The organism is Comamonas sp. 26 (genome assembly GCF_002754475.1).
GTDB lineage: Bacteria > Pseudomonadota > Gammaproteobacteria > Burkholderiales > Burkholderiaceae_C > Comamonas.
Map to the genome: position 1 here is coordinate 343,099 of NZ_PEFL01000001.1, position 24,151 is coordinate 367,249.

Annotated in this window: 23 protein-coding genes and 1 pseudogene; 15 read left to right on the forward strand and 9 right to left on the reverse strand. The window is 54.1% G+C overall.

Annotated elements, in window-relative coordinates:
• Positions 1-3: 3 nt before the first annotated feature.
• The 9 genes and pseudogenes from CLU84_RS22610 to CLU84_RS01675 form a co-directional block, all read right to left on the reverse strand.
• Complete coding sequence (locus tag CLU84_RS22610; RefSeq protein ID WP_369826782.1) at positions 4-285, reverse strand: integrase core domain-containing protein; 282 nt, start codon at positions 283-285, stop codon at positions 4-6.
• A 149-nt stretch (positions 286-434) separates the two neighbouring features.
• Positions 435-614, reverse strand: coding sequence for a hypothetical protein (locus CLU84_RS21965; RefSeq protein WP_158235158.1), 180 nt, complete (start codon positions 612-614; stop codon positions 435-437).
• A 187-nt stretch (positions 615-801) separates the two neighbouring features.
• Positions 802-1,067, reverse strand: a pseudogene (locus CLU84_RS01645) (DUF1153 domain-containing protein).
• A gap of 797 nt (positions 1,068-1,864) precedes the next feature.
• The gene (locus tag CLU84_RS01650) at positions 1,865-2,914 is read right to left on the reverse strand and encodes a glycosyltransferase family 1 protein (RefSeq protein WP_099735641.1); all 1,050 of its coding nucleotides are present in this window, start codon (positions 2,912-2,914) and stop codon (positions 1,865-1,867) included.
• Positions 2,915-4,336, reverse strand: coding sequence for a mannose-1-phosphate guanylyltransferase/mannose-6-phosphate isomerase (locus tag CLU84_RS01655; protein WP_099735642.1), 1,422 nt, complete (start codon positions 4,334-4,336; stop codon positions 2,915-2,917).
• Positions 4,336-5,313, reverse strand: a complete 978-nt coding sequence (locus CLU84_RS01660; protein ID WP_099735643.1) for a GDP-L-fucose synthase — start codon at positions 5,311-5,313, stop codon at positions 4,336-4,338. Before CLU84_RS01660 ends, CLU84_RS01655 begins: the two co-directional genes overlap by 1 nt.
• A 2-nt stretch (positions 5,314-5,315) precedes the next feature.
• Complete coding sequence (gene gmd / locus CLU84_RS01665; RefSeq protein ID WP_099735644.1) at positions 5,316-6,437, reverse strand: GDP-mannose 4,6-dehydratase; 1,122 nt, start codon at positions 6,435-6,437, stop codon at positions 5,316-5,318.
• 2 nt (positions 6,438-6,439) lie between these two features.
• Positions 6,440-7,183, reverse strand: a complete 744-nt coding sequence (locus CLU84_RS01670) for a glycosyltransferase family 2 protein (protein ID WP_099735645.1) — start codon at positions 7,181-7,183, stop codon at positions 6,440-6,442.
• Positions 7,180-8,289, reverse strand: coding sequence for a glycosyltransferase (locus CLU84_RS01675; RefSeq protein ID WP_099735646.1), 1,110 nt, complete (start codon positions 8,287-8,289; stop codon positions 7,180-7,182). Before CLU84_RS01675 ends, CLU84_RS01670 begins: the two co-directional genes overlap by 4 nt.
• A gap of 148 nt (positions 8,290-8,437) precedes the next feature.
• Here CLU84_RS01675 and argB point away from each other — a divergent pair, with 148 nt between their 5' ends.
• The 15 genes from argB to CLU84_RS01745 all read left to right on the forward strand — a co-directional run bounded on the left by argB (position 8,438) and on the right by CLU84_RS01745 (position 24,090).
• Positions 8,438-9,337: an acetylglutamate kinase gene (gene argB / locus CLU84_RS01680; RefSeq protein WP_099735647.1), complete on the forward strand. Its 900-nt coding sequence runs from the start codon at positions 8,438-8,440 to the stop codon at positions 9,335-9,337.
• A gap of 157 nt (positions 9,338-9,494) precedes the next feature.
• Positions 9,495-10,214 carry a response regulator transcription factor gene (locus CLU84_RS01685; protein WP_099735648.1) on the forward strand — a complete coding sequence of 240 codons (720 nt, stop codon included), beginning with the start codon at positions 9,495-9,497 and terminating at the stop codon, positions 10,212-10,214.
• A gap of 147 nt (positions 10,215-10,361) precedes the next feature.
• On the forward strand, positions 10,362-11,861 hold the full coding sequence (locus CLU84_RS01690) for a sensor histidine kinase (protein WP_099735649.1): 1,500 nt from the start codon (positions 10,362-10,364) through the stop codon (positions 11,859-11,861).
• 174 nt (positions 11,862-12,035) lie between these two features.
• Complete coding sequence (gene slmA / locus CLU84_RS01695; protein ID WP_099735650.1) at positions 12,036-12,731, forward strand: nucleoid occlusion factor SlmA; 696 nt, start codon at positions 12,036-12,038, stop codon at positions 12,729-12,731.
• Between the two features lie 186 nt (positions 12,732-12,917).
• Positions 12,918-13,736 carry a TetR/AcrR family transcriptional regulator gene (locus CLU84_RS01700; protein ID WP_099735651.1) on the forward strand — a complete coding sequence of 273 codons (819 nt, stop codon included), beginning with the start codon at positions 12,918-12,920 and terminating at the stop codon, positions 13,734-13,736.
• 70 nt (positions 13,737-13,806) lie between these two features.
• Complete coding sequence (locus tag CLU84_RS01705) at positions 13,807-15,603, forward strand: acyl-CoA dehydrogenase C-terminal domain-containing protein (protein WP_099735652.1); 1,797 nt, start codon at positions 13,807-13,809, stop codon at positions 15,601-15,603.
• Positions 15,604-15,689: 86 nt separating this feature from the next.
• Positions 15,690-16,133 carry a DUF2147 domain-containing protein gene (locus tag CLU84_RS01710; protein WP_099735653.1) on the forward strand — a complete coding sequence of 148 codons (444 nt, stop codon included), beginning with the start codon at positions 15,690-15,692 and terminating at the stop codon, positions 16,131-16,133.
• 79 nt (positions 16,134-16,212) lie between these two features.
• The gene (locus CLU84_RS01715) at positions 16,213-18,615 is read left to right on the forward strand and encodes a 3-hydroxyacyl-CoA dehydrogenase/enoyl-CoA hydratase family protein (RefSeq protein ID WP_099735654.1); all 2,403 of its coding nucleotides are present in this window, start codon (positions 16,213-16,215) and stop codon (positions 18,613-18,615) included.
• Positions 18,616-18,637: 22 nt separating this feature from the next.
• A complete protein-coding gene (locus CLU84_RS01720; RefSeq protein ID WP_099735655.1) occupies positions 18,638-19,834 on the forward strand; it encodes an acetyl-CoA C-acyltransferase in 1,197 nt (398 codons plus the stop codon).
• 16 nt (positions 19,835-19,850) lie between these two features.
• The gene (locus CLU84_RS01725) at positions 19,851-20,774 is read left to right on the forward strand and encodes an alpha/beta fold hydrolase (protein ID WP_099735656.1); all 924 of its coding nucleotides are present in this window, start codon (positions 19,851-19,853) and stop codon (positions 20,772-20,774) included.
• A 52-nt stretch (positions 20,775-20,826) separates the two neighbouring features.
• Entirely contained in the window at positions 20,827-21,660 is an 834-nt protein-coding gene (locus CLU84_RS01730) for an acyl-CoA thioesterase II (RefSeq protein WP_099735657.1), read from the forward strand.
• Between the two features lie 45 nt (positions 21,661-21,705).
• The gene (locus CLU84_RS01735) at positions 21,706-22,500 is read left to right on the forward strand and encodes an enoyl-CoA hydratase (RefSeq protein WP_099735658.1); all 795 of its coding nucleotides are present in this window, start codon (positions 21,706-21,708) and stop codon (positions 22,498-22,500) included.
• A 22-nt stretch (positions 22,501-22,522) separates the two neighbouring features.
• Positions 22,523-22,699, forward strand: coding sequence for a hypothetical protein (locus tag CLU84_RS21970; protein ID WP_158235159.1), 177 nt, complete (start codon positions 22,523-22,525; stop codon positions 22,697-22,699).
• Between the two features lie 10 nt (positions 22,700-22,709).
• Positions 22,710-23,225, forward strand: coding sequence for a thioesterase family protein (locus CLU84_RS01740; RefSeq protein ID WP_099737806.1), 516 nt, complete (start codon positions 22,710-22,712; stop codon positions 23,223-23,225).
• A gap of 244 nt (positions 23,226-23,469) precedes the next feature.
• The gene (locus CLU84_RS01745; RefSeq protein ID WP_099735659.1) at positions 23,470-24,090 is read left to right on the forward strand and encodes a polymer-forming cytoskeletal protein; all 621 of its coding nucleotides are present in this window, start codon (positions 23,470-23,472) and stop codon (positions 24,088-24,090) included.
• Positions 24,091-24,151: the final 61 nt, after the last annotated feature.

Consider the following 24,151-nt stretch of genomic DNA (forward strand, 5'->3'; position numbering starts at 1 on the left):
TTGTTATTGGCTTAGAGCGGCTGCGATGAGCTTAAGCCCCGCCGCGCGATCAGGCGACTGGTGCAGCGATTCGAACCGGTGCCGGTGCACGCATTGCTCTTTGAGCGTTCGAATCTTCCGCTCGACCAGGCCATTCTGCTCGGGCTGTGTGGCGTGATGAATTTCTGGCGCAATCCATAGTTCTCGACCAGCGCGGTGAAACTGCGGCTGGTGAAGCCAGCCCTTTGTACGAACGCAGCAGGAACGCTTTGAAACTCGACCCAGAGAGAGTGCCAAAGTGGGCAATCAAGGTTTGCTCCAACGCTGACTCTGCCTTCTTGTATCGGCCGCTGTGTGAGAGATGCCTGTCCAGCAACTCGCGGCTATGGCCGTCGATCGCCAGGGCCGTTCGCCTAACCATCACGGCCGGCCCAGACCCGGCACATGTCGGTGGCTCAGCGTTCGTTGGGAGCCTTGGCCACCGAAGGCAGCGATTGAATCCTGGGCCTGAAGCCAACCGGTCTTTTGCGCACCTGCCAGCCTTTGATCCGGAAGATGCGCTGAACCGTGTTCTTGTTGAGCCCCAGTATGTGCGCCACCGTGCGGTAGCCGAGCATGGCCTTGATCTGTGCCATGAAGCGATCCTGTCGCGTGGGTGCGGCCTTTACCGGCCAGTAGTGCACAGTTTGCTGCGGTACTGCGAACCATTGAGACAGTTTGCTAATCGAGATGGTATGTCGTCGGCTTGCAGTCCCTGGCGGATCTTCTCGATCACTTCTCGTCCTGGTCCAGAAACAGGGACTGCAGTTTGTTTCTGGCGCGTCACTCCAGCATCGCCTCGCCATAGGTTTCCTGCAAGCCCTTGAGTTGGCGTTCGTATTGCTCGCGCACGTACTGCGGGTTGGCTTTCAGGGCATTTTCCATCCGTTTGTGGCCGTTCTCCACCCAACTCTCTATCTCTGAGGGCGGCAGATCATCGGGCCGACTGGCCACAGCGACGCTGGATTTGCCCTGGATGATCCCAGCACCTGTGCCGTCTTGCGCTTTGCAGTCCTGCGTTTGATCTCTTCATCCATCAATGGGCTCATGGTGTTTTCCTTTCGACGATAACACCTGAGCAGGTTTTCAGTGGGTCAATACATGACATCACAAAGCGGCGCCGAAGGCTCGACCGTCTCGCTTGACGAGTCACTGCCTACGATGACAGGAGATTACGCTTATCACATCCAGCCTATGTATGCGACGGTCTTCGGATGCAGGCCCTCTGAGAAAGAGCGCTCGAATGCGCAAATACGATATCTTTGTGCACACGCAATGTAGCCATCACAGCATGCAGGTGCTTAAAAGTTGGAGTGGCTGTCGGTCGGTGCAGCCTAGTGCAAGCAAACCAAGTCGTACTACCTCAAATGAATGGGAGGCCAGTGATATCTTGCGTGTTTGAAAGGTGGGTCAACAAGTTGCACATCCGAGCCACCCTTTTCAATCTATTTACTGAACTGTGCTGCCCTCAAACGGTGGCTGTGCCAAGTCACATCTGGGGTTGGGATAAGTTTAGCCAAACGCAGATCTATTCACCAGAGCCTATGTGAGAAGTTCATAGTTGCGATTTGAGTCGGTATATATCTATTGAGCGAATGCGAGAACCGGTCAAGCTGTACGTCTAGAAAAGGATTTATATCTATTGACGCTATTAGTATAGTCAGGAGGAACTCTGGGATAAAGAATCGAAAGCTGGGCTGACATCGTTGAGTTGTGGATGTCGCACACGAAGGGTTTCTGGCTTTGGAAAAGCTATTAAAAGATGGCTTGATATTAATGAGGTTTAATAAAAATGACTTCTGTAATCATATGTGCATGCATCGTACACTAAAGAGTGTATTGTTAATTAATAACTACTTGATGATTGACCCAGTGCCTTACGATAAACATCCAATGTATGTTGATGGGTTTTTCTCCAATCATATTTTTTTGATAAAATCAGGCCAGATCTTATTTTTTCTTGTCTATATTCTGCATCAAAAAGTTTTTCTACCCCTTTGGCAAACTCAAAAGAATCCAAGGTCTCTACAACGGTTAATGATTCCTGGCCGACTTCGATTACAGCCTCGCATTGGCTGACAACAACTGGGCAGCCTGCTTGCATGGCTTCGGCAACCGGAATTCCAAAACCTTCATAGGAGGATGGGTACACTAGGCAGAAAGCTTGGTTGTACAAATGATTGATTGCCTCTTCGCTGAGGAATCCAGCATGCTCGATCCGATCTTGAATGGAAGAGGGAAGATCTGATAGATCGCTTTCGGATAACTTCCCACCACCAACACAGATTAGCTTGAAGTCTTTCAGGTATTCCAGCGATTTTGCTACTGCCTGGAAATTTTTGTATCCACCTCTTGCACCGATAAAAAGCAGAAAAGGCTGGCCTTCAGAATTGGCAATGTTATCAGGGTGGTAGGCGTTTGATACGCCGTTGTAGATGACATCAATCAATGATTCATCGATATCGGGTAAAAAATGTAGAAGATCTTTTTTTGTCGCTTCAGAAATGCAGATTATTCGATCAGCATTTCTGATAGAGGAAAATTTCTGATATGAATGAACGAATTTCCGCAGACCATTGTTGTAATGCTCATAGACAAAATCATGGACGGTCACAACTTTTTTTATTTTTCTGTCTTCTGGATTCCTGTAGTATGTGGAGTGAAATATATCAAATTCATTGGAATTTATTTTGCAACTTCGGTACCGCTCCAGCAACCTGCAGTTTTCTGTGACTTCGGAATTGGAAGGTAATGGATTTTGCTTTTTGTCGTTGTAGGTTGTTATTTGAAATTTGCAGCTCTCATTTTCAAGAGTTCTGATGAGCTCATTGAAGTAGACACTGATACCTCCAAAATTTTGTATTGAATACACGATGCCATCAAGAAAAATTTTCATTTAACATCTGCCATATTTATCTGAGAAACGAACAATATCATCTTCACCAAGGTATGGACCGACCTGAACTTCAATTAGCTCGAGCGGAATTTTTCCCGGATTTTCCAGTGCATGAACGGCTCCAATTGGAAGATATATCGACTGATTTTCAGTAAGCAAGGTTTCTTTACCATCAAGAGTAACCAAAGCCGTACCAGAGACTACGATCCAATGTTCTGCACGGTGATGATGCATCTGTACGGAAAGCTTTGCTCCTGGATTAACTGTAATGCGTTTGACTTGATGGCGCATACCGGAGTCAACGGAGTCGTAATGTCCCCAAGGTCGATATACTTGACGATGTAATTGGGCCTCTGGCCGATTGGAGGCTTTGAGTTGCTGAACTATCTGCTTTACATCTTGGACTTGCTTGAGGTCAGCAACTAGCAGTGCATCCTTGGTTTGAACCACTACTAAGTCCTTCACTCCGATAGTCGCGACCATGCAATTTTCAGCCAAAATCAAGGTATTAGCTGTATTGAATGCTAACACTTCGCCATGAAATGCATTTCCATCACTATCTTTGTCGCATACCTCCCACAATGACGAAAAGGCACCTACATCACTCCAGTTGGCTGAAAGTGGTACAACTGCCGCATGGAGAGTTTTTTCCATTACAGCGTAGTCAATGGAGTCAGAGGGGCATGCCGTGAATGCCTCTTTGTCTATTCGTATAAAGTCTAGATCAGGCTGCGAAGATGCGATGGATTTCTCGCAGGCAGCAAGAATATCAGGACGATAAGTTGCCAACTCTTTTAGATAGACACTGGCGCGAAATAAGAACATGCCACTGTTCCAATCATATTCACCAGTGGCCAAATATTTTTCGGCTGTAGTTAGGTCTGGTTTTTCTACAAAGCTAGCTACTTCGAAAGCATGTTCGCTTAAAGGCTTTCCTCGATGGATGTAACCATACCCTGTTTCCGGGGTACTTGGCACAATACCAAATGTCACTAAAAGTCCTGCATCTGCCAGAGGCAAAGCCGCGTGCACCGCAGCATGAAATGCAGGTACATCGCCAATCATGTGGTCGGCAGCAAGTACCAACATTAGGGGGTCATTGCCATCACGCTGCGCATGCAGCGCTGCCAGCGCGACGGCAGGGGCCGTATTACGGCCAATAGGTTCTAACAGAATGTTGTGTTCCAGCTTGCCGACTTGGCGTAGCTGTTCCGCAACCAGGAAGCGGTGTGATTCGTTGCTGATGACCAACGGGCGCATATCGCTCAAGCCTTCTACGCGCGATAGCGTCATTTGCAGCATTGAGAGGTCTTGCCCTGGTAGGGTCAAAAACTGTTTAGGATACAGCTCCCGTGATAAGGGCCACAAGCGAGTACCGGATCCTCCGGCCATGACGATAGGAAGCAGCTCTGTATTTCGCATTAGGACGCCCGTACGTTTTCGACATTTTCAAGATACCAGTCATACGCATTTCGCAGACCTGCTTCTAGAGGTATTGTGCTGTGCCAGCCAAGGCCTTTAAGGCGTGACACATCCATGAGTTTTCGTGGTGTGCCATCGGGCTTGCTACTGTCAAATGTCAAACGACCCGTAAACCCTGTCACTTTGGCGATGGTTTCTGCCAATTCGCGAATAGTGCAATCGACACCTGTTCCCACGTTAATATGGGACAGCATGGGTTGAGTATGGGCATGATAGAGGCTTGCATCCAGTTCCATCACATGAACCGAAGCTGCAGCCATATCATCAACGTGTAAGAACTCGCGCATAGGTGTACCAGAGCCCCAGATCACTACTTCATCAGCCTTTGACATGGCCGCATCATGAAAGCGTCGAATCAGCGCCGGAATCACATGGCTGTTGTCTGGGTGGAAATTGTCATTCTGACCATACAGGTTGGTAGGCATTACAGACCGATAGTCCCGACCATATTGCCGATTATAGCTTTCACAGAGCTTAATACCCGCAATTTTCGCAATTGCATAAGGCTCATTAGTTGGCTCAAGCAACCCTGTTAGCAGAGCCTCTTCCCTCATTGGCTGAGGTGCGGATTTTGGATAAATGCAAGAGCTACCAAGGAATAGCAACTTCTGTATACCTGCCTCATGTGCGGCATGAATCAAATTTGCTTCAATCATCAGATTTTCATAGATGAATTGAGCTGGGTAGATATTATTAGCGTGAATACCCCCCACTTTGGCCGCAGCGATATAAACTTGCTGAATGTCCTGTGCTGCGAAGAAATCCTTTACGGCCTGTTGATTGACTAGATCAAGCTCATCGCGGGTAGTCATGATGAGCTGGGTGTGGCCAAGCTCGGACAGTCGGCGAACGATAGCCGAGCCTACCATGCCTCTATGGCCAACGACGAAGATGCGGGCTTTCGTGTCTCGAATCATTATCAGTTTTCCACAGAAACCGGTACATGATGGCCGTGCTGTTTCAGCAAGGCATGGCGACATGCAGTTTGAAGATCCTCAGCAACCATTTCTGCACACATCTCTTGGACAGTGATCTCTGGTATCCAGCCTAATTTTTCCTTTGCCTTGCTTGGATCGCCAAGCAAGGTTTCAACCTCTGCAGGGCGGAAATAGCGTGAATCAACGCGCACAATCACAGCACCGACGCTCAAGGCAGGTGCTTTGTTTCCTTCAATTTTGGTAATGACTGCGATTTCGTCAACGCCACTGCCTTCAAAACGAAGCGTGATGCCGAGTTCAGCCGCCGACCATTGAATGAACTGACGAACTGAATATTGGACCCCTGTAGCGATGACGAAATCTTCAGGTTGATCTTGTTGTAGCATCATCCATTGCATGCGGACATAATCTTTTGCATGCCCCCAGTCACGAAGAGAGTCCATATTTCCCATGTAAAGGCAAGATTCAAGGCCTTGAGCAATATTCGCTAATCCTCGTGTAATTTTTCTTGTTACAAAAGTTTCCCCTCGTCGTGGTGATTCATGATTAAAAAGAATACCGTTGCAAGCGTACATTCCATATGCTTCTCGGTAATTCACAGTAATCCAGTAGGCATAAAGTTTGGCCACTGCATATGGAGAACGAGGGTAAAAGGGAGTGCTTTCTTTCTGAGGGATTTCTTGCACCAATCCATAAAGCTCCGATGTGGAAGCTTGATAGAATTTCGTCTTCTTTTCTAAACCAAGCAGGCGAATGGATTCAAGTATCCGAAGCGTTCCTATTGCATCTACATCTGCCGTATATTCAGGGGATTCAAATGAGACAGCAACATGAGATTGCGCTCCAAGATTGTAAATCTCGTCAGGTTGAACCTGCTGGATAATGCGCGTCAAATTCGATGTATCACTAAGATCCCCATAATGTAGGGTGAAATTCTTATTGTCGACGTGCGGATCTTGATAAATATGGTCAACACGCTGAGTATTGAATAAAGACGCGCGACGTTTGATCCCGTGTACTTGATAACCTTTTTCAAGTAAGAGCTCGGCAAGGTAGGAGCCATCTTGTCCTGTGATGCCTGTGATAAGTGCGATTTTATTCATGGCTATATTTTGATAAATTGAGATAGCTTTATTGCAAATCTTAGATTGACAAAGAGTATATTTGAGTAAATATTGTTCTTTTTGAGAGATTTTATTATTTCATATGAAACCTTGTGCCTTGATCTTAGACTGCTGTTACTAATTCCCCCATCGCTCATGAGAACCAATGTTTTGTCGATTCTTTTGAATTTTAGCTTTAGTACAGATAAAAATCTGGTCAATAAGTCAAAGTCTGCGGCAATTTTCAAATGTTTGTCATAGGTTCCATGCTTTTTATATGCGGATTTTCTTATGAAGACAGCTGGATGTGGCGGTTGTATTCCGAATCTACTCAATTTTGGATTGAAAATTTTGGATGAGTAAAATCTCTTGACCTTGTTTGTGGATTCGCTGAATATCTCCACATTGCCTAGCAGGAGGTCTGCTTCCGGTGAGAAATTTTCTGATACTGTTTTCAAGACTTGGTTGTTTGAGAAATAATCATCAGAATTCAATATGGCGATTATTTCTCCTGAGGCCAATGATATTCCTTTGTTCATGGCATCATATATTCCAGAGTCTTTTTCTGAAATAATTTTAGAAATTCTACTTGAGTATTTTTGACAAATTTCCAGCGTTCGATCTTTTGATTCTCCGTCAATTATTATGTATTCATAATCAAAGTAATCTTGATTTAGAACGGATTTTATTGTGCGCTCTATGGTTTTTTCGCTGTTGAAAGAGACAGTGATGACTGATATTTTCATTTTTTTGGAATCCAACGAAAAAATGCTAACTTGTTATAAAATGATAAATAACATAAAAAACTGGCTATAAATGAAAGTGCTGTGAGTATTTTGCTGTGATAGGTGAGAACTGCTAATATGCAGGGAATTGTTGCATATACCCAAAGAAAAGGTGAAGTCAATCCATTTTGCATAGGTTTTGAAAAATTGGCGAATATTTTTCGTGCCCAGCGTTTGTTGGCCAAAGAGTGCAGGTGAAAGAAGTCTGGCTCAGTTGGACTGTAGCCCTCTCGGAGAGATCTTCGCAAAATGCTAAAACCTACTTCGATAATGGGGTAGGAACAAATCAACAGGCTGGTCCAGGGGGAAACAGAGTGATTGCGCTCGGGTAGCAGCACGGCAATCCATGCCAGTGTAAAGCCCAGGAAATAAGCTCCGCCGTCCCCCAGAAATATCTTCCCCTTTGGCCAGTTGACAAAAAAGAAACCTGCCACAGCACCCGCTATGATCAGGCAGGTAAATGCAAGAGGAATATCTCCTACCAGCCGAGCGATGATGCCGAAGGCAGCAAGAATAATCATTGCAGTGCCTGCAGTCAGGCCGTTCAGTCCATCGATGATGTTGATGGAGTTGGCAACCCCGCCAACAGCGATGGCAGTGAAGATGACCGAGATGATGGTAAATCCCAGCAAGAAGTCAAGGCCTGGAATATCGACATGGGTGAGCGATGTACCAGTAATACCCCAGCCCAGTACGCCAGAGGCCATGGTGGCCAGAAGACGGATTTTTACCGATACTTTCTTGGTCAAATCTTCCAAAAGGCCAAAAATGAAAGCGGGTATTCCAGCCATGAGGATGGCACCAAGAATCATTCTCTTCTCTGCCGCAGCTGCGCCATGGCTTGAGGCCGCGAAACCTGCAAAGACGCCTATTGCAATACCGATACCGCCAATTCGGGGAGTCGGGGTGGTGTGAACTTTTTGTACCCCACTACTGGAGTCCATGGAAAAGCTGCCATGCCATTTCTTGGTGGTAACCAGCAACACGCAGGTAATAAACGAAGCCAAGCCTGCAAGAAACGCGTCATACCTGAATAACTCTTGAACAGAGAAAATAATCGAATTCATGGAGTGTGTGGATGTGGAATTGTTTTAAGTTTTATATCGAGGGTAGCTGACTCGGGGAAGTTGGCATCTTGCTCGTCTCCAAGAGCATTTGCGGCACAATGCAGCCCATCTGACTTGAACATTGTCCCACGGGACTGAGCTTTGATCTATGACCACCATTGACTCCACCACCCAGATCGCCCCCCGCGACAAAGCCGAAATCCTGGCGCAAGCGCTGCCCTACATTCGCAAGTTCCATGGCAAGACCATGGTCATCAAGTATGGCGGTAACGCCATGACCGATCCCGCCCTGCAGGCGGACTTTGCAGAAGATGTGGTGTTGCTCAAGCTGGTGGGGATTAACCCTGTGGTGGTTCATGGTGGTGGACCTCAGATCGAGGCGGCGCTGGGTCGTCTTGGCAAGAAGGGTGAATTCATTCAAGGCATGCGTGTCACGGATGAAGAAACCATGGAAGTGGTGGAGTGGGTGCTGGCTGGCGAGGTGCAGCAGGACATCGTGGGTCTGATCCATCAGGCCGGCGGCAAGGCCGTGGGCCTGACGGGGCGAGATGGTGGCTTGATTCGTGCCAAGAAGCTCAAGATGCTGGATAACAAGGATCCGAGCATCGAGCACGATGTGGGTCAGGTGGGCGATATCGTTGCCATCGACCCCAGTGTGGTGAAGGCGCTGCAGGACGATGCTTTCATTCCAGTCATCAGCCCTATCGGTTTTGGCGAGGAGAACGAGAGTTACAACATCAACGCCGACGTGGTGGCCAGCAAGTTGGCAACTGTGTTGCAAGCTGAAAAACTGGTGCTTTTAACCAACACTCCGGGTGTTTTGGACAAGGCAGGCAAGCTGCTGACAGATCTGACAGCTCGTGAAATCGATGGATTGTTTGCCGATGGCACGATTTCTGGCGGCATGTTGCCCAAGATTGCAGGCGCTCTGGATGCAGCCAAGGCCGGTGTGAACGCCGTGCACATCATTGATGGTCGGGTGCCGCATTCCATGCTGCTGGAAATTTTGACGGATCAGGCTTATGGCACGATGATTCGTAGCCATTGATGAGTCTGTCTGGCCCTGACGTGTGGCTGCCCGTGCCGGGTGGCTTGGCGCATAAAGCGTTAACATCGCCGCAGGGCTTTTCCGGGCGGACCTGAGCTCAGGATCCCGCCGCAAGCCGCCTTTGGGCGGCTTTTGTTTTTGAGCTAGGTAGGACTTTATGCGTTTGCTTCTGGTGGAAGATGATGTGATGGTGGCCAGCGGTATCAAGCTGGGTCTGTCCGATGCAGGTTATGCCGTGGACTGGGTCGGCAGTGCTGAGCGTGCGTTGGAGGTGCTGGCTCAGGAAGCATTTGATGTGGCGGTGATCGATATCGGTCTGCCCGGCATCAACGGGCTGGAGCTGACTCGCCGCCTGCGCAGCAGCGAGGTGGAAAGCAAGGCCATGCCGGTATTGATCCTCACTGCGCGTGATGCGCTGCAGGATCGGGTGCAGGGACTGGACTGGGGGGCAGATGACTATATGGTCAAGCCCTTTGAGCTTCCCGAGCTGCTGGCGCGTCTGCGGGCACTGATGCGCCGTTCGCAGGCGGCAACGTCTGCAGTACTGAACTTTGGCTGTATTGAGCTGGATACGGCTGGTCGCCGTGCGGGTGCCCGTCAGGCGCCGCAAGAAGGTGAGAACGAAGGCAAGCTCCTGGCGATTGATCTGGGTCCGCGTGAATGGACGGTGCTTGAATATTTGCTGCTCAATGCGCCCAAGCCCGCCAGCAAAGAGAAACTGCTGCAGGCGCTGACGGGCTGGGACCGTGAAATCACACCCAATGCCGTAGAGGTTTATGTCTCGCGCCTGCGCAGCAAACTGGAGCCGCATGGGGTAGCTTTGCGCTCTATTCGCGGCTTTGGTTATCGGTTGGAGTTGATGCCTGAAGTGCTTTGATTAAAGTGCTTTGATTCATCAAACTGATAGCTGCTTGCACTTGATTGATATTAATTTCAGATAGAGATATCTCTTAATTATTTATTAATAAAGTGCTGGTGGCTATGAAAAATAGAGTCGTCAGCCTCTTTATTCACATACGTATTAATGACCGCCAATCTGCGCTTTCGTCTGCTGGTTTTGCTTCTGGTGCCACTGATGCTGCTGGGGGTCATGGGCGGCTGGTTCAGTTACAGCGCGGCGGATGAGGCTTCTACCCAGCATGACCAGCGCTTGCTTAGATTGCTGCCCGCATTGGCGGATTCGGTGCTGGCCCCTTCGATTGCCGATGGCACGCCGCCGCTGGTGTCTTTGACTCCCTCGGTAGAGGATTTTTTGCGCAATCAGGGCGATGAAGTGGCTTATGCCATTGGCGATCTGCAAGGCAATGTGGTTGCGGGCGATGCCTGGATACGCTTTGATGTACCGGCGACGGGCACGGCGGAATTTCACAGTCAGGAGCATGACGGCGTGACTTACCGCGTGGGTGTGCTCAAGGCTGAAACCTATGGCGCGGGCGAGATGGTCGTCATGCTGGCGGATAGCAGTGATGTGCGTCAGCAATGGGTGCGCCAGCTGATCATGCATGTGCTGCTGCCCAATCTGCTGCTGATTGCCGGGGCGGCGATAGCGATTTACTGGTCGGTCAGCCGGGCCTTCAAGCCGTTGCATAAGCTGACTCAGGCGGTAGAGCGGCGCTCACCGCGCGACCTCAGCCCTATTGATGAGCAGACATCGCCCGCTGAAGTGCGCCCGCTGGTGCGTGCGCTCAACCGCTTGTTCTCTTTAGTCAATGCGCAGGCCGAAGGTCAGCGCCGCTTTGTGGCTGATGCGGCCCATCAGTTGCGCACGCCGCTTGCCGCCTTGCAGGCGCAGGTTGAGGCCTGGGCGCTGAGCGCGCAAGAGGCGCAGCGCATTGCCAAGGGCAGCGGAGGGCAGGCGCAGGTTGTACTGAATGTGGAGCAGATTGAGCAGTTGCGTGATGCCACGCGGCGCACCTCTCAGCTGGCGCGCCAGTTGCTGGCTCTGTCGCGTGCGGATGCCCGCAATGCTGAGGTGCAGCCGCTGCAAGAGGTCGATCTCAAAGACCTGTGCGAGAGCATGCTGGAGACCTTTATCGACCGTGCCTCAGCCAAGGGGCTGGACTTTGGGCTGGAGGTTCAGCCAGCTTCTGTCTGGGGCCATAGCTGGCTGCTGCGTGAGCTGGTCTCCAACCTGGTTGAAAACGCCATTAAATACACGCCCCAAGGCGGCAGTGTCACGCTGCTTTGCGGACTGCGCCCGAAGCCTGTGGGCACGGATGATGTCACGCTGCTGAATATGCCCGGAGTGGCGCAATGGGCCTATGTCGAGGTCGATGACGATGGTCCCGGTGTGCCTGAGGAAGAGCGCAGCCAGATTACCCAGCGCTTTTATCGCGCTCAGGGTGTGGTGGAAGAGGGCACGGGTTTGGGTTTGGCGATTGCCGATGAAATTACTCAACTCCATCAAGGTGTTTTGAGTTTTACCGAGGGTAGTTTAGGTAAAGGCTTATTAGTAAGACTTGAAATTCCGGTTCAATCAGTTTCAGAAGGCAGCCATGATCCATCTGAAGGTTTGAAAGGGTGATTTCTCGGTTACGCTTGAGAGTTGGTGAGCGCGGTGGGTTGAATGTTCAGGAGCGGAGACCACAAAACCGGATTAAGTACGGTTTTGCAAACCTGAAAACCTGCCTATTAGGGAGTCTTGTGCTTAACAGTGCAACTGGCTGTGAGAAAATTGCTAATAAATACTGAGTCGCCTATGTCTGAGTCTGAAGTCCTGTCGCCTGTTTCCAATAACGAAAATCCAGCTGAGGACACATCCGTCTCTCCTGCATTGGCCCCTGCGCGCAAGCGCCCCAAGCCTGGAGAGCGTCGTGAGCAAATCCTGCAGGCCTTGGCATCCATGCTGGAAAAGCCCGGTGCCGATCGCATTACGACGGCTGCCTTGGCTGCCCATCTGAGTGTGAGCGAGGCGGCGCTGTATCGCCATTTCGCCAGCAAGGCCCAGATGTTTGAAGGCCTGATCGAATTCATCGAGCAGTCTGTCTTCTCCATGATTCAGCAAATCGTAGGCCGTGATGTGCCAGAGGTAGCGCACGGTCCTATCGAGGGTGCACGCAATGCCAACCGCGTGATCGCTCTGCTGCTGCAGTTTGGTGAGAAGAACCCTGGCATGGTGCGCGTAATGGTGGGCGATGCCATCGTTTTTGAGCACGAGCGTCTGCAAACGCGTATGAACCAGTTCTTTGACCGTATTGAATCTACGTTGCGCCAGTGCCTGCGCCCTGCGGCGGGTGCCATGGGCTCTTCCGCTCCTACGGCTGAAGCTTCGGTGGCAGCCAGCGTGCTTACTGCGTTTGCGCTGGGTCGTCTGCAGCGTTATGCCCGCTCGGGCTTTCGCCGCCTGCCGACGGAGCACCTGGATGCAAGCTTGGCCATGATGGTTGTTGTGTAATCCAGCGACTTTCCATTCATGAAAAAACGCCGCAGTCGCAGGACTGGCGGCGTTTTTTCATGGCGGCGAGGAGGGTGCAGCTAGGGAAATCCTTGGCAAGAAAGGATAAGTATTTACCCTTTGTGCACCTGAATCGATAGAGAAACTGTGCAAAATAGAACGATCGTTCGTTTTATTCAAAATTTCATGGTTTCGTCTTCCGTTCCCCGTTCTTCAACTTCTCCCGCTGGCCGGGATGTGGCGCATTTGACTGGCCGCGCAGAGGGGAGTGCCGGGCTGAATCATCCAGAGATGCCTGCAAAGACTGCTGCCAAGTCTCGCAAGGCACCGCCCCCTGCGCAAGCTGCTGCTAGCCACAAGGCAGAGGGCACTGAGTCTGCCGTCAAGACATCAGGGCGTTCATTGGCAAAAGGTCAGCAAACCAAGGCCACGATTGTGGAGTCTGCTCTTAATTTGGCAACCCATATAGGTCTGGAAGGCCTGTCCATCGGCGCGATTGCTGAACTCACGGGTATGAGCAAGTCGGGCGTGTTTGCCCACTTTGGCTCGCGCGAAGAGTTGCAGATTTCCGTGGTGCATGAATACCACGACCGTTTTGAGCAGGAAGTGTTCTACCCGGCCATCGAGGCAGAGCGCGGCATTCCGCGTCTGCGCGAGCTGTTTGGGAACTGGATGAAGCGCACTTCCATGGAGATTGATTCAGGCTGCATCTATATCAGCGGCGCTGTGGAGTTTGACGACCGCACCGGCCCCGTGCGCGATGCGCTGGTCGAGTCCGTCAGCACCTGGCTGGCTGCCATGCGTCGCACGATTGAGCAGAGTCAGGAGTGTGGCGACCTGCGTGCTGATGCCGATGCCAGCCAGTTGCTGTTTGAAATTCACGGCCTGATTCTGGCTCTGCACTACGAAGCCCGCTTCTTGCACAGTGAAGGCTCGATCGAGCGTGCCCATGCTGGCTTCAACAACATTCTGGCGCGCTACGCCAGTGAGCCCCCAGCGGCCTGACGCCCCACACGGCAAGCGACGGTCCATCTAGCAACCCTATCCAACGCGAAACTACCTCAGGAGACGACACATGCCCAGCTACAACCCGCCACTGCGTGATATGCAATTCCTCATGCATGAGGTCTTCAAGGTCGCTGAGTCTTATCAGCAGATGCCCACGCACGCCGAGGTGGATGTAGACACCATCAATGCGGTGCTGGAAGAGGCTGGCAAGTTTGCGGCCAATGTGACCTTTCCGCTGAACATCAGCGGCGATGCTGAGGGTTGCACGCTGAACAAGGCCACGCATGAGGTGACTACGCCCAAAGGCTTCAAGCAAGCCTATGCCCAGTTTGTGGAAGGTGGCTGGCCTGCATTGTCCTGCGACCCTGAATACGGCGGTCAGGGCCTGCCCATGGTGCTGAACTCGGCGCTGTATGAAATGCTCAACAGCGCCAATCAGGCCTGGACCATGTACCCCGGCCTGTCCCACGGTGCTTATGAAGCCCTGCATGCCTACGGTACACCCGAGCAGAAAAAGACCTATCTGGGCAAGCTGACCAGCGGTGAGTGGACAGGCACTATGTGCCTGACCGAGTCGCATTGCGGCACCGATTTGGGCCTGCTGCGCAGCAAGGCTGAGCCGCTGGCCGATGGCACTTACAAGATCACCGGCAACAAGATTTTCATCTCCGCCGGTGAGCACGATTTCACCGAAAACATTGTGCATTTGGTGCTGGCCCGCCTGCCTGATGCGCCTGTGGGCTCCAAGGGCATCAGCCTGTTTGTGGTGCCCAAGTTCCTGATCAAGGCCGATGGCTCCCTGGGCGAGCGCAATCCCATCTTCTGCGGTGCGCTGGAGCACAAGATGGGCATCCACGGCAATGCCACGGCGCAGATCAATATCGATGGCGCCATCGGCACCATGGTGGGTGAGCCCAACAAGGGCCTGCAAGCCATGTTTGTGATGATGAACGCCGCCCGTCTGGGTGTAGGCAACCAGTCGCTGGGCCTGACCGAAGTGGCTTTCCAGAACGCGCTGGCTTATGCCAAGGACAGGCTGCAGATGCGCTCCCTGTCTGGCGTCAAGGCCAAAGACAAGCCAGCGGACCCCATCATCGTGCACCCCGATGTGCGCCGCATGCTGATGACAGCCAAGGCCTATGCCGAGGGGGGGCGTGCGCTGTCCACTTTCAGCGCGCTGCTGATTGATACCGAACTGAACCACCCAGACGAAAAAGTGCGTAAAGACAGCGCCGAGCTGGTCGCGCTGCTCACGCCCATCGTCAAGGCCTTCATCACCGACAACGGCTGGATCTCCACCACCATGTGCCAGCAGGTCTATGGCGGCCACGGCTTCATCACCGAGTGGGGCATGGAGCAGTTTGTGCGCGACAACCGCATCAACATGATTTACGAAGGCACCAACGGCGTGCAGGCGCTGGATTTGCTGGGTCGCAAGATCCTGGGCAACCAGGGCGCCACGCTCAAGAAGTTTGGCAAGCTGATCGCCAAGCTGGTGGAGGAAGAGGGCGTCAATGAAAAGATGAGCGAGTTCATCACGCCCATCGCCATGCTGGGCGACCAGATGACCAAGTTCACCACCGAAATCGGTTTCAAGGGCATGCAAAACCCCGACGACGTGGGCGCTGCATCTGTGGACTATCTGCGCGTGGCCGGTCACCTGGTCTTTGGCTACCTGTTTGCCCGCATGGCGCAGGTGGCGCTGCGCGAAATTGCTGCTGGCAATGCTGACCCCTTCTATCTGGGCAAGCTGCAGACGGCACGTTTTTACTTTGCCAAGCTGTTCCCCGAAACACTGACGCTGATGCGCACCGCCCGTGCTGGCTGCCAGTCGCTGATGGACACCGACGCCGCTCTGGCCTGAAGCTCCACAAGCCATGCAGTCGCGCTATTGAAAGCGTAGCTGCATGCGCTGATTCATCCCTTGTTTTAATGTTAAAGGACTTGGAAATGAAGAAAATTAATGCGCTGGCAGCTCTTGTTTTGGTAGCGGGTGGCATGTCCACTGCAATGGCGCAGATGTCGCCCGTAGGCACCTGGCGCAGCATGGACGAAAAGGAAAACACACCCAAGGCGCAGGTGAAGATCACCGAAGCGGGGGGCATCGTCTCCGGCAAGGTTGAAGCGCTGCTGCGCAAAGGCGCTGACCCCAATCAGCTGTGCACCGAGTGCAAGGACGAGCTGAAAGACAAGCCCATGGTGGGCATGACGCTGATCAGCGGCGTCAAAAAGGCCGAGGGCAAGGAAGTCTGGGAGGGCGGCAAGATTCTCGACCCCGAAAACGGCAAGACCTACACCGTGAGGCTGACGCCTATCGAAGACGGCAAAAAGCTGGAAGTGCGCGGCTCCATCGGCCCCTTCTGGCGCACGCAGACCTGGGTCCGCGTTCAATAAATTTCAAGACAAAACAGCCAGCGCTGACGCTGCTTGACGCTAGGTTAAGCAGCAGCTGGCCCTTAATGGAACATTGCTCATGTCCCGATTCAATGTGAAAAAAGTCGCCGTGCTGGGTGCGGGCGTGATGGGTGCGCAAATCGCCGCCCATCTGGTTAACGTCAAGGTACCGGTCATTTTGTTTGATCTGCCTGCCAAAGAAGGCTCCAAGAGCGGCATTGCAGAGCGCGCCATCGCCAATCTCAAAAAGCTCAAGCCCTCGCCCATTGGTGTGGCCGATGATGTGGATCTGATTCAGCCCGCTAATTACGAAGAGCACATGAAGCTGCTCAAGGGTTGCGATCTGGTCATCGAAGCCATTGCCGAGCGCATGGACTGGAAGCTGGACCTGTATCACAAGGTTGCCCCCTTTGTTGCCAAGCATGCGCTGGTGGCATCCAACACTTCGGGTCTGTCCATCACCAAGCTCAGCGAGGCTTTGCCCGATGCCATCAAGCCGCGTTTTTGCGGCATTCACTTCTTCAACCCGCCGCGCTATATGCAGCTGGTGGAGTTGATCAACACGCCCACGACCCAGCCCGAAGTGCTGGACCAGCTTGAAACCTTTGTGACCGCGGTGCTGGGCAAGGGTGTGGTGCGCGCGCATGACACGCCCAACTTCATCGCCAACCGCATTGGTATTGCGGGCATGCTTTCCACCATGAAGCAGGCCGAGAATTTTGGTTTGAACTTTGATGTGGTCGATGACCTCACAGGCAAAAAACTGGGCCGCGCATCAAGCGGTACCTTCCGCACTGCGGATGTGGTGGGCTTGGACACCATGGCTCACGTCATCAAGACCATGCAGGAGAACCTGAATGAGCAAAGCGATCCCTTCTTTGCTAACTTTGGCACACCAAAGGTGCTGCAAAAGCTGCTGGATCTCGGCTTTCTGGGTAATAAAACCAAGCAGGGCTTTTACAAGCGCGTGGGTCGTGAAACCATGCAGTTTGAGCTCGATAGCGAGGACTACATTCCCGCCGGTGGCAAGGCCGACGAGGTGTATGGCCGCATGCTCAAAAAGCCTGCAACTGAGCGCCTGAAACTACTGCGCAATGCCGAGGGCAAGGAAGGCCAGTTCCTCTGGGCCATTCTGCGCGACAGCTTCCACTACGCTGCCGTGCATCTTGAGCATATTGCCAACTGCGCACGTGATCTGGACCAAGCCATGCGCTGGGGCTATGGCATGCAACAAGGCCCGTTCGAGCTGTGGCAAGACGCTGGCTGGCTGGATGTGGCCAAGATGGTTCAGGAAGATATTGATGCAGGCAAGGCGTTGTGCAAGGCGCCGCTGCCCCAATGGGTGTTTGAAGGCCCGGTGGCCGAAGCCGGTGGCGTGCACACCGCCAATGGCTCGTGGAGCGCATCTCAGGCCCAATTTGTGCCGCGCCGCGTGCTGCCCGTGTACGAGCGTCAGCTCTTCCCTGAAAAGCTGCTGGGTGAAGCCAATCTGCCTGACTGGCAGAGCGCAGGTACAACGCTGGCCGAGACCAAGGCGCTGCGCACCTGGACTCTGGACGGCAAGGTGCTGATTGCCAGTATCAAGAACAAGATGCACGCCATCAGCCCCGAGGTCATGGAAGGTCTGATGGAGGCGGTGGACGTGGCCGAGAGCGACTTTGATGGCATGGTCATCTGGTCGGGCGACTCGCCTTTCAGCGTGGGGGCTGACCTTGAAGCCACCATGCCCGCCTTTGTGATTGGCGGCGCAGATGCCATTGAAAGCATCGAGCAAGAGCTGCAAAACCTGATGCTGCGCCTGCGTTATGCACAGGTGCCTGTGGTGTCGGCCATTCATGGGCTGGCGCTGGGCGGTGGCTGCGAAATGGCCGTGTACTCGGCCCGCCGCGTGGCGCATATGGAAAGCTATATCGGTCTGGTAGAAGTCGGCGTGGGTCTGGTGCCAGGCGCAGGCGGCCTGACCTATATCGCCCGCCGCGCTGCGGAAAATGCCGCCACCAGCACGGGTAAAGATTTGCTGCCCTTCCTCACCGAAGGATTCACAGCAGCCGCGATGGCCAAGGTGGGCACCAGCGCACTGGAGTCACGCAAGCTTGGCTACCTGCTGGACAGTGACATCGTGGTGGCCCACAAAGATGAAGTGCTGTTTGTGGCCATCAATGAAGCCAAGTCCATGGCAGCCAGCGGCTGGCGTGCACCGCTCAAGCGCAGCTTCCCCGTGGCGGGCCGCAGCGGTCAGGCCACTATCAAGGGCTCGCTGGTGAATATGCGCGACGGCGGCTTTATCAGCGAGTTTGACCAGTACATCGCAGGAATGATAGCCAACGTGGTGTGCGGCGGCGATGTGGATGCCGGAACGCTGGTGGATGAAGCCTATCTGATGAAGCTGGAGCGCAAGGCGTTCTGCCATTTGATTGCTCATCCTAAAACGCACGAGAGAATTCTCGGCATGCTCAACACCGGCAAGCCGGTGCGCAACTAAGGCGAAGCGAGGAGAAACAAAAATGAAGCAAGTACAAGACGCCTACATCGTTGCCGCAACGCGCACGCCAATCGGTCGTTCCCATAAAGGCTTTTTCCGCAATTACCGTCCTGACGATCTGCTGGCCACTACGCTGAAAGCAGCGCTGGCGCAGGTTCCGGGTCTGGATCCCAAGGCTATTGAAGACATCATTTGTGGCTGCGCCATTCCTGAAGGCCAGCAAGGCCTGAATGTGGCGCGCATTGGTGCGGTGCTGGCGGGGCTGCCCACCAGCATTGGCGGCATTACCGTCAACCGCTTCTGTGCCTCGGGTTTGTCTGCCGTGGCCATGGCCGCTGACCGTATTCGTGTGGGCGAGGCCGATGTGATGGTTGCAGCCGGTGTGGAAAGCATGAGCATGGTGCCCATGATGGGTAACTCGCCCAGCCTGTCGCCCACGATCTTTGAGCGCGATGGCGATGTGGGCATTGCCTATGGCATGGGCCTGACGGCCGAGAAGGTGGCCCAGCAGTGGCAGGTCAGCCGTGAGGCGCAGGACGCGTTTTCGCTGGAGTCGCATCGCCGTGCTATTGCCGCCCAGCAGGCGGGTGAGTTTGCCGACGAAATCACGCCGATTGAAGTGACAGACCGCACGCTGAACATTGCCACGGGCGAGCCCGTTATCAGCACCCGCACCGTGAGCCTGGATGAAGGTCCGCGCCCAGATACCAGCATCGAAGGTCTGGCCAAGTTGCGCACCGTGTTTGCCGCACGCGGCTCTGTGACGGCAGGTAATAGCTCGCAGACCAGTGATGGTGCAGGCGCACTGATTCTGGCCAGCGGCGATGCCGTCAAGCGCTTTGGCCTGACGCCGCTGGCGCGTTTTGTGAGCTATGCGAGCAGAGGCGTTCCGCCCTCCATCATGGGCATTGGCCCGATTGAGGCCATCCCGGCGGCGCTGCGTTATGCCGGTCTCAACCAGAACGGCATGGACTGGATTGAGCTGAACGAGGCTTTTGCAGCCCAGTCTCTGGCGGTGATCAACACCCTCAATCTAGACCCCAGCAAGGTCAACCCCATGGGCGGTGCGATTGCACTGGGCCACCCCCTGGGGGCAACGGGTGCGATTCGTGCGGCTACCGTGGTGCATGCGCTGCGCCGCAAGCAGCTCAAGTACGGCATGGTGACCATGTGCGTGGGCATGGGTCAGGGCGCGGCCGGCATCTTCGAGCGCGTTTAAGCAGCGCAGGCACCTGATGCAGACCGCGCAGCAGCCTGAAGTGCAGTGGACGGAGATGAACCTGCCCATCTCTGTCGGTCCGGCCCATCTGGTGCTGCGCCAATGCCAGCCCACAGCGGCAGAGGCGCTGGCGCAGGTAGTGGTTGCTCCCGCCATGGGTGTGCAGCAAAGCTATTACCAGCCCTTTGCGCGCTGGCTTGCAGAGCAGGGTTATGGCGTGACCACGTTTGACTACCGCGGTCACGGCCTTTCGCTGCAAGGCCGTATGCGCGATACCAAGGCTGACCTGCTGGATTGGGCCAAGGATTGTGAGCTGGTGGCGGCGCAGCTCAAAAAGCAATTCCCCGATCAGGCCTTGATCTGGATTGGGCACAGCATGGGCTCGCAATTGCCGGGCCTGGCTTCAATACCTTTGCCCATTAATGGCTTGCTTTCCGTGGCCAGTGGCAGCGGCTACTGGCGCGATAACGCTGCGCCGACCAAACGCGTTATTCGACTTTTTTGGTGGGGCGTGGCGCCGCTGGCGACCTGGCTGTACGGCTCATTTCCGGGGCGCAAGCTGGGCATGGTGGGTGACTTGCCTGCAGGCGTGCTCTGGCAATGGCGGCGCTGGTGCATGAACCCGCGTTATGCCATGGGCGTTGAAGGCGAATGGGCGGCCGATGCCTATGCCGCTGCCCACTACCCGCTGCATGCTTTGTATATGGAAGACGACGAAATGATGTCGCTGGCCAGTGTGCAGTCGCTGGTGGGCTGGTACCGGAGTGCGCCCAGCACGCTGGAGCATGTGAGTGCGGCGCTTGCTCCGTCAGGGCGCATAGGCCATCTGGGGTATTTCAGAGAAGAGATGGCTGAGCTACTGTGGCGACCCCTGTTGCCATTGCTGCAGAGCTGGCGCGCGGGTGATCGAAGTCCTGGCAAACCCTTGTTTGGGCCGTAATAGTCACCTGTTTGACGGCCTTCATTCCTGCCCTTGGGCAACACTGAGACCTATGAGCACAGACCTCCACCCCTTTGATCGTGCCGTGGCCCTGACTGCCACGGGAGTGCCCAATCAGTATCGTGGGCAAGCATCGCCGGATTACTGGAACATGGTCGGGCCCTATGGCGGCATTACGGCTGCCAGTCTGGTTCAGGCCATGCAGCAGCATCCGCAATGTCTGGGGGACCCGATTTCCATCACCGTCAATTACGCTGCGGCGGTTGGTCCCGGTGCTTTCGAGATTGAGGCCAACCCGGTGCGCACCAACCGCTCGACCCAGCACTGGATTTTGACCGTGCTGCAGCCTGACGCAGACGGCAAGATGCAGGTGGTGACCACGGCTACCGCCGTAACCGCTGTGCGCCGCGAGACCTGGAGCGTGAACGATATGCCCATGCCTGCCGTCAAGCCAGCAGCAGAGTTTGAGCGTGTACCGCCTCTGTTCAAAGGTGTTGAGTGGCTCGCCCGCTACGAGATGCGTTTTGTGAACGGTATTTTGCCTAAAGAGGAAGACGGCTCAGAGCGTGACTCTCTGACGCAGCTGTGGGTGAGAGACAATCCGCCGCGTCCGCTGGATTTTGCGTCGCTGGCTGCGGTCTCTGACGTGTTCTTTCCGCGGGCGTGGCTGCGCCGCGCCAAACGCGTGCCGGCGGGCACGGTGTCCATCACCGTGTACTTTCATGCCGGGCGTGAGGAGCTGGCCGCTGTGGGCGATGACCTGCTGCTGGCGCAGGCGCGCGGGCAGGAGTTCCGCAACGGCTTTTTTGATCAGACAGCCCAGCTGTGGAGCAAGTCTGGCCAGATGCTGGCTACCAGCCACCAGATTGTTTATTACAAGGAATAAGGTGCCGAATCCGGCGACCGATTCACCATTCGATAAGGCAAGACCATGAGCAATACCCAGGATAACCAGGACATTCTGGTGCACACCGAAGAGGGCGTCTGCACCATCACCTTCAACCGCGCAGCGAAGAAAAACTCCTTCACCGAAGCCATGTACATGCAGATGGCAGATGCGCTGGCATCGGCCAAGGCCGATGCAGGCGTGCGCGTGGTGGTGTTCCAGGGTGATATCGCCATCTTCAGCGCGGGCAACGATATTGCAGACTTTCTCAAGCAAACCTCGACCCCCGGTGCCATGGGGGCTGATGCCCCGGTATGGCGTTTTCTGCAGGAAGTCTCGGCCTTCCCCAAGCCACTGGTTGCCGCTGTCTGTGGCCCGGCAGTAGGCATTGGTACAACGCTGCTGCTGCATTGCGACCTGGTTTATGCGGGCGACAACGCGGCCTTCTCGCTGCCCTTCATCAACCTGGGTGTCTGCCCCGAAGCCGCATCCAGCTTGCTGCTGCCGCAAATGCTGGGCTACCACCGAGCGGCCGAGGCGTTGCTGCTGGGCGAGCCCTTCATGGCTGAAGCCGCACTGGAAGTGGGACTGGTCAACCGCGTGGTGCCCCCTAACGAATGCAATGGCGTGGCACAGGCACAGGCCAAGAAGCTGGCGCGCAAGCCCCTGTCTTCGCTGATCGAAACCAAGCGCCTGATGAAGGGCGGCCAGGCCAAGGCTGTGAGCGAGCGCATTGCGGAAGAGGGTGCTGTCTTCGCCCGCATGCTGCGTGAGCCTGCCGCCAAAGAAGCGCTGACATCTTTTATGGAAAAACGCCACCCGGATTTCAGCAACTGCTGAAATCCCCTCCAGCGAAGCTGGCGTGAGCGAAGCGATGGAAGGTGTTTTCGTCAAAAACGCCACCCGGATTTCAGCAACTGCTGAAATCCACGCCAGTGAAGCGATGGGTAATGCTTTCACCAAAAGCGTCACCCTGGCTTCAGCAAGTGCTGATCTGAAAATCGCCCGTTGCTGGGCGATTCTTTCTTCTTTTGTCTGAAAGCGAATCCATGACAGCTCAGGTCTCACCCGCCCCTAAGACTCGCAAGAATATTCAGTCAGAGCTGGTTCAGTTCGAGCCTGAATTTCTCGCCGGTCTGCACGAGATTTTTGAAAAGCGTGTGGCATTCAATCAGACCATCGGCCTCAAGATCGGTGAAATCTCACCAACCCTGGTACATGGCCATATCGCCATGCGACCTGAATTGATAGGGCACGAGGCCTATGAGCGCATTCATGGCGGCGTCATCAGCGCGGGGCTGGACTCGATGGGCGGTCTGGCGGTAATGGCCGCTATTGCCGCCCGCCATATGGATGACACCCCCATGCAGCGCCTGCAGCGCTTTTCCCGGCTGGGCACGATTGATTTGCGTGTCGACTATCTGCGCCCTGGTATTGGCAAGGAATTCTTGCTCACCGCCAAGGTGATTCGCCTGGGCTCACGCGTTGCCAATACCCAGATGGAGTTTCTGTCTGCTGATGGTGAATTGTTGTCCATGGGTACAGCTGCCTATATCGTTTCTTGAGTTTTCTCCTGAAAAGAGAGCGCCTTGCGCTCTCCAGTCTTGGGCTGGAGGTCTAAATTGCCTTAAAAACAGGCAAGTGAATACTTGCCCGGATGCAGCCAAATATTGCATGGTGTGAGATGAAGCAATGCATGCAAGTAACTGAAACTTGTGAAAGCTTTGCTTACTGTTCTTGCGAGATGACGGCAAATATAGCCATTGATGCTGCGTAGGATCGGCGTTTTCTGACAAGGAGGCTCCTGCCATGGCTGTGCAAAACCCGTTCTTCGGTAAACGAGAAAACGATACTTTTTCTTCCCGCAATTCCGCGACAGGGATGCCTTCGGCAGGTACTTTGAGCAGCTCTGGACTGGGCGTGCCGCCCTCCAGCAATATGCGCCCGTCAACGCCGCCTGCTGCTCCTGTGGCTGAGGCAACGGGTGGCAGCCAGCTCACTGTGGGCCCCAACATCAAGCTCAAGGGCGTGGAAATTACCGACTGCGACACTCTGGTCGTCGAAGGCACGGTTGAGGCGACCATGAACTCCCGCGTCATCAAGATTGCCGAGAACGGTGCCTTTCACGGCACAGCAGAAATTGATATTGCCGAAATTCATGGCCGCTTTGATGGCTCGTTGACTGTGCGTGAGAAGCTGGTGATCTATGGTTCCGGCAAAGTCAGCGGCAAGATTCGCTACGGCAAGGTCGTGATCGAAGAGGGTGGTGAGCTGACAGGCCAGATTGAAGCCGGTACAGGCTTTTCAGCCGCAGCCAGCAGTGCAAGCGCAGCAAGCAGCCGGGGCAAATCCATCAGCACGCTCAGCACCAGCCCTCTGAGCGCGGTTGCCAGTACGTCAGAGGCAGCAGGCATCGCCGCCGTTGCCTGAAATTTCGTGCACAGCCCATGAAAAAAGCGACTCATTGAGTCGCTTTTTTTGTGCCATGAAG

Bases quoted from the DNA above. Each gene is read 5' to 3' on its own strand.
- CLU84_RS21965 (WP_158235158.1), bottom strand. From the start codon at position 614: ATGGCACAGATCAAGGCCATGCTCGGCTACCGCACGGTGGCGCACATA.
- CLU84_RS01650 (WP_099735641.1), bottom strand. From the start codon at position 2,914: ATGAAAATTTTTCTTGATGGCATCGTGTATTCAATACAAAATTTTGGA.
- CLU84_RS01655 (WP_099735642.1), bottom strand. From the start codon at position 4,336: ATGCGAAATACAGAGCTGCTTCCTATCGTCATGGCCGGAGGATCCGGT.
- CLU84_RS01660 (WP_099735643.1), bottom strand. From the start codon at position 5,313: ATGATTCGAGACACGAAAGCCCGCATCTTCGTCGTTGGCCATAGAGGC.
- gmd (WP_099735644.1), bottom strand. From the start codon at position 6,437: ATGAATAAAATCGCACTTATCACAGGCATCACAGGACAAGATGGCTCC.
- CLU84_RS01670 (WP_099735645.1), bottom strand. From the start codon at position 7,183: ATGAAAATATCAGTCATCACTGTCTCTTTCAACAGCGAAAAAACCATA.
- CLU84_RS01675 (WP_099735646.1), bottom strand. From the start codon at position 8,289: ATGAATTCGATTATTTTCTCTGTTCAAGAGTTATTCAGGTATGACGCG.
- argB (WP_099735647.1), top strand. From the start codon at position 8,438: ATGACCACCATTGACTCCACCACCCAGATCGCCCCCCGCGACAAAGCC.
- CLU84_RS01685 (WP_099735648.1), top strand. From the start codon at position 9,495: ATGCGTTTGCTTCTGGTGGAAGATGATGTGATGGTGGCCAGCGGTATC.
- CLU84_RS01690 (WP_099735649.1), top strand. From the start codon at position 10,362: ATGACCGCCAATCTGCGCTTTCGTCTGCTGGTTTTGCTTCTGGTGCCA.
- slmA (WP_099735650.1), top strand. From the start codon at position 12,036: ATGTCTGAGTCTGAAGTCCTGTCGCCTGTTTCCAATAACGAAAATCCA.
- CLU84_RS01700 (WP_099735651.1), top strand. From the start codon at position 12,918: ATGGTTTCGTCTTCCGTTCCCCGTTCTTCAACTTCTCCCGCTGGCCGG.
- CLU84_RS01705 (WP_099735652.1), top strand. From the start codon at position 13,807: ATGCCCAGCTACAACCCGCCACTGCGTGATATGCAATTCCTCATGCAT.
- CLU84_RS01710 (WP_099735653.1), top strand. From the start codon at position 15,690: ATGAAGAAAATTAATGCGCTGGCAGCTCTTGTTTTGGTAGCGGGTGGC.
- CLU84_RS01715 (WP_099735654.1), top strand. From the start codon at position 16,213: ATGTCCCGATTCAATGTGAAAAAAGTCGCCGTGCTGGGTGCGGGCGTG.
- CLU84_RS01720 (WP_099735655.1), top strand. From the start codon at position 18,638: ATGAAGCAAGTACAAGACGCCTACATCGTTGCCGCAACGCGCACGCCA.
- CLU84_RS01725 (WP_099735656.1), top strand. From the start codon at position 19,851: ATGCAGACCGCGCAGCAGCCTGAAGTGCAGTGGACGGAGATGAACCTG.
- CLU84_RS01730 (WP_099735657.1), top strand. From the start codon at position 20,827: ATGAGCACAGACCTCCACCCCTTTGATCGTGCCGTGGCCCTGACTGCC.
- CLU84_RS01735 (WP_099735658.1), top strand. From the start codon at position 21,706: ATGAGCAATACCCAGGATAACCAGGACATTCTGGTGCACACCGAAGAG.
- CLU84_RS01740 (WP_099737806.1), top strand. From the start codon at position 22,710: ATGACAGCTCAGGTCTCACCCGCCCCTAAGACTCGCAAGAATATTCAG.
- CLU84_RS01745 (WP_099735659.1), top strand. From the start codon at position 23,470: ATGGCTGTGCAAAACCCGTTCTTCGGTAAACGAGAAAACGATACTTTT.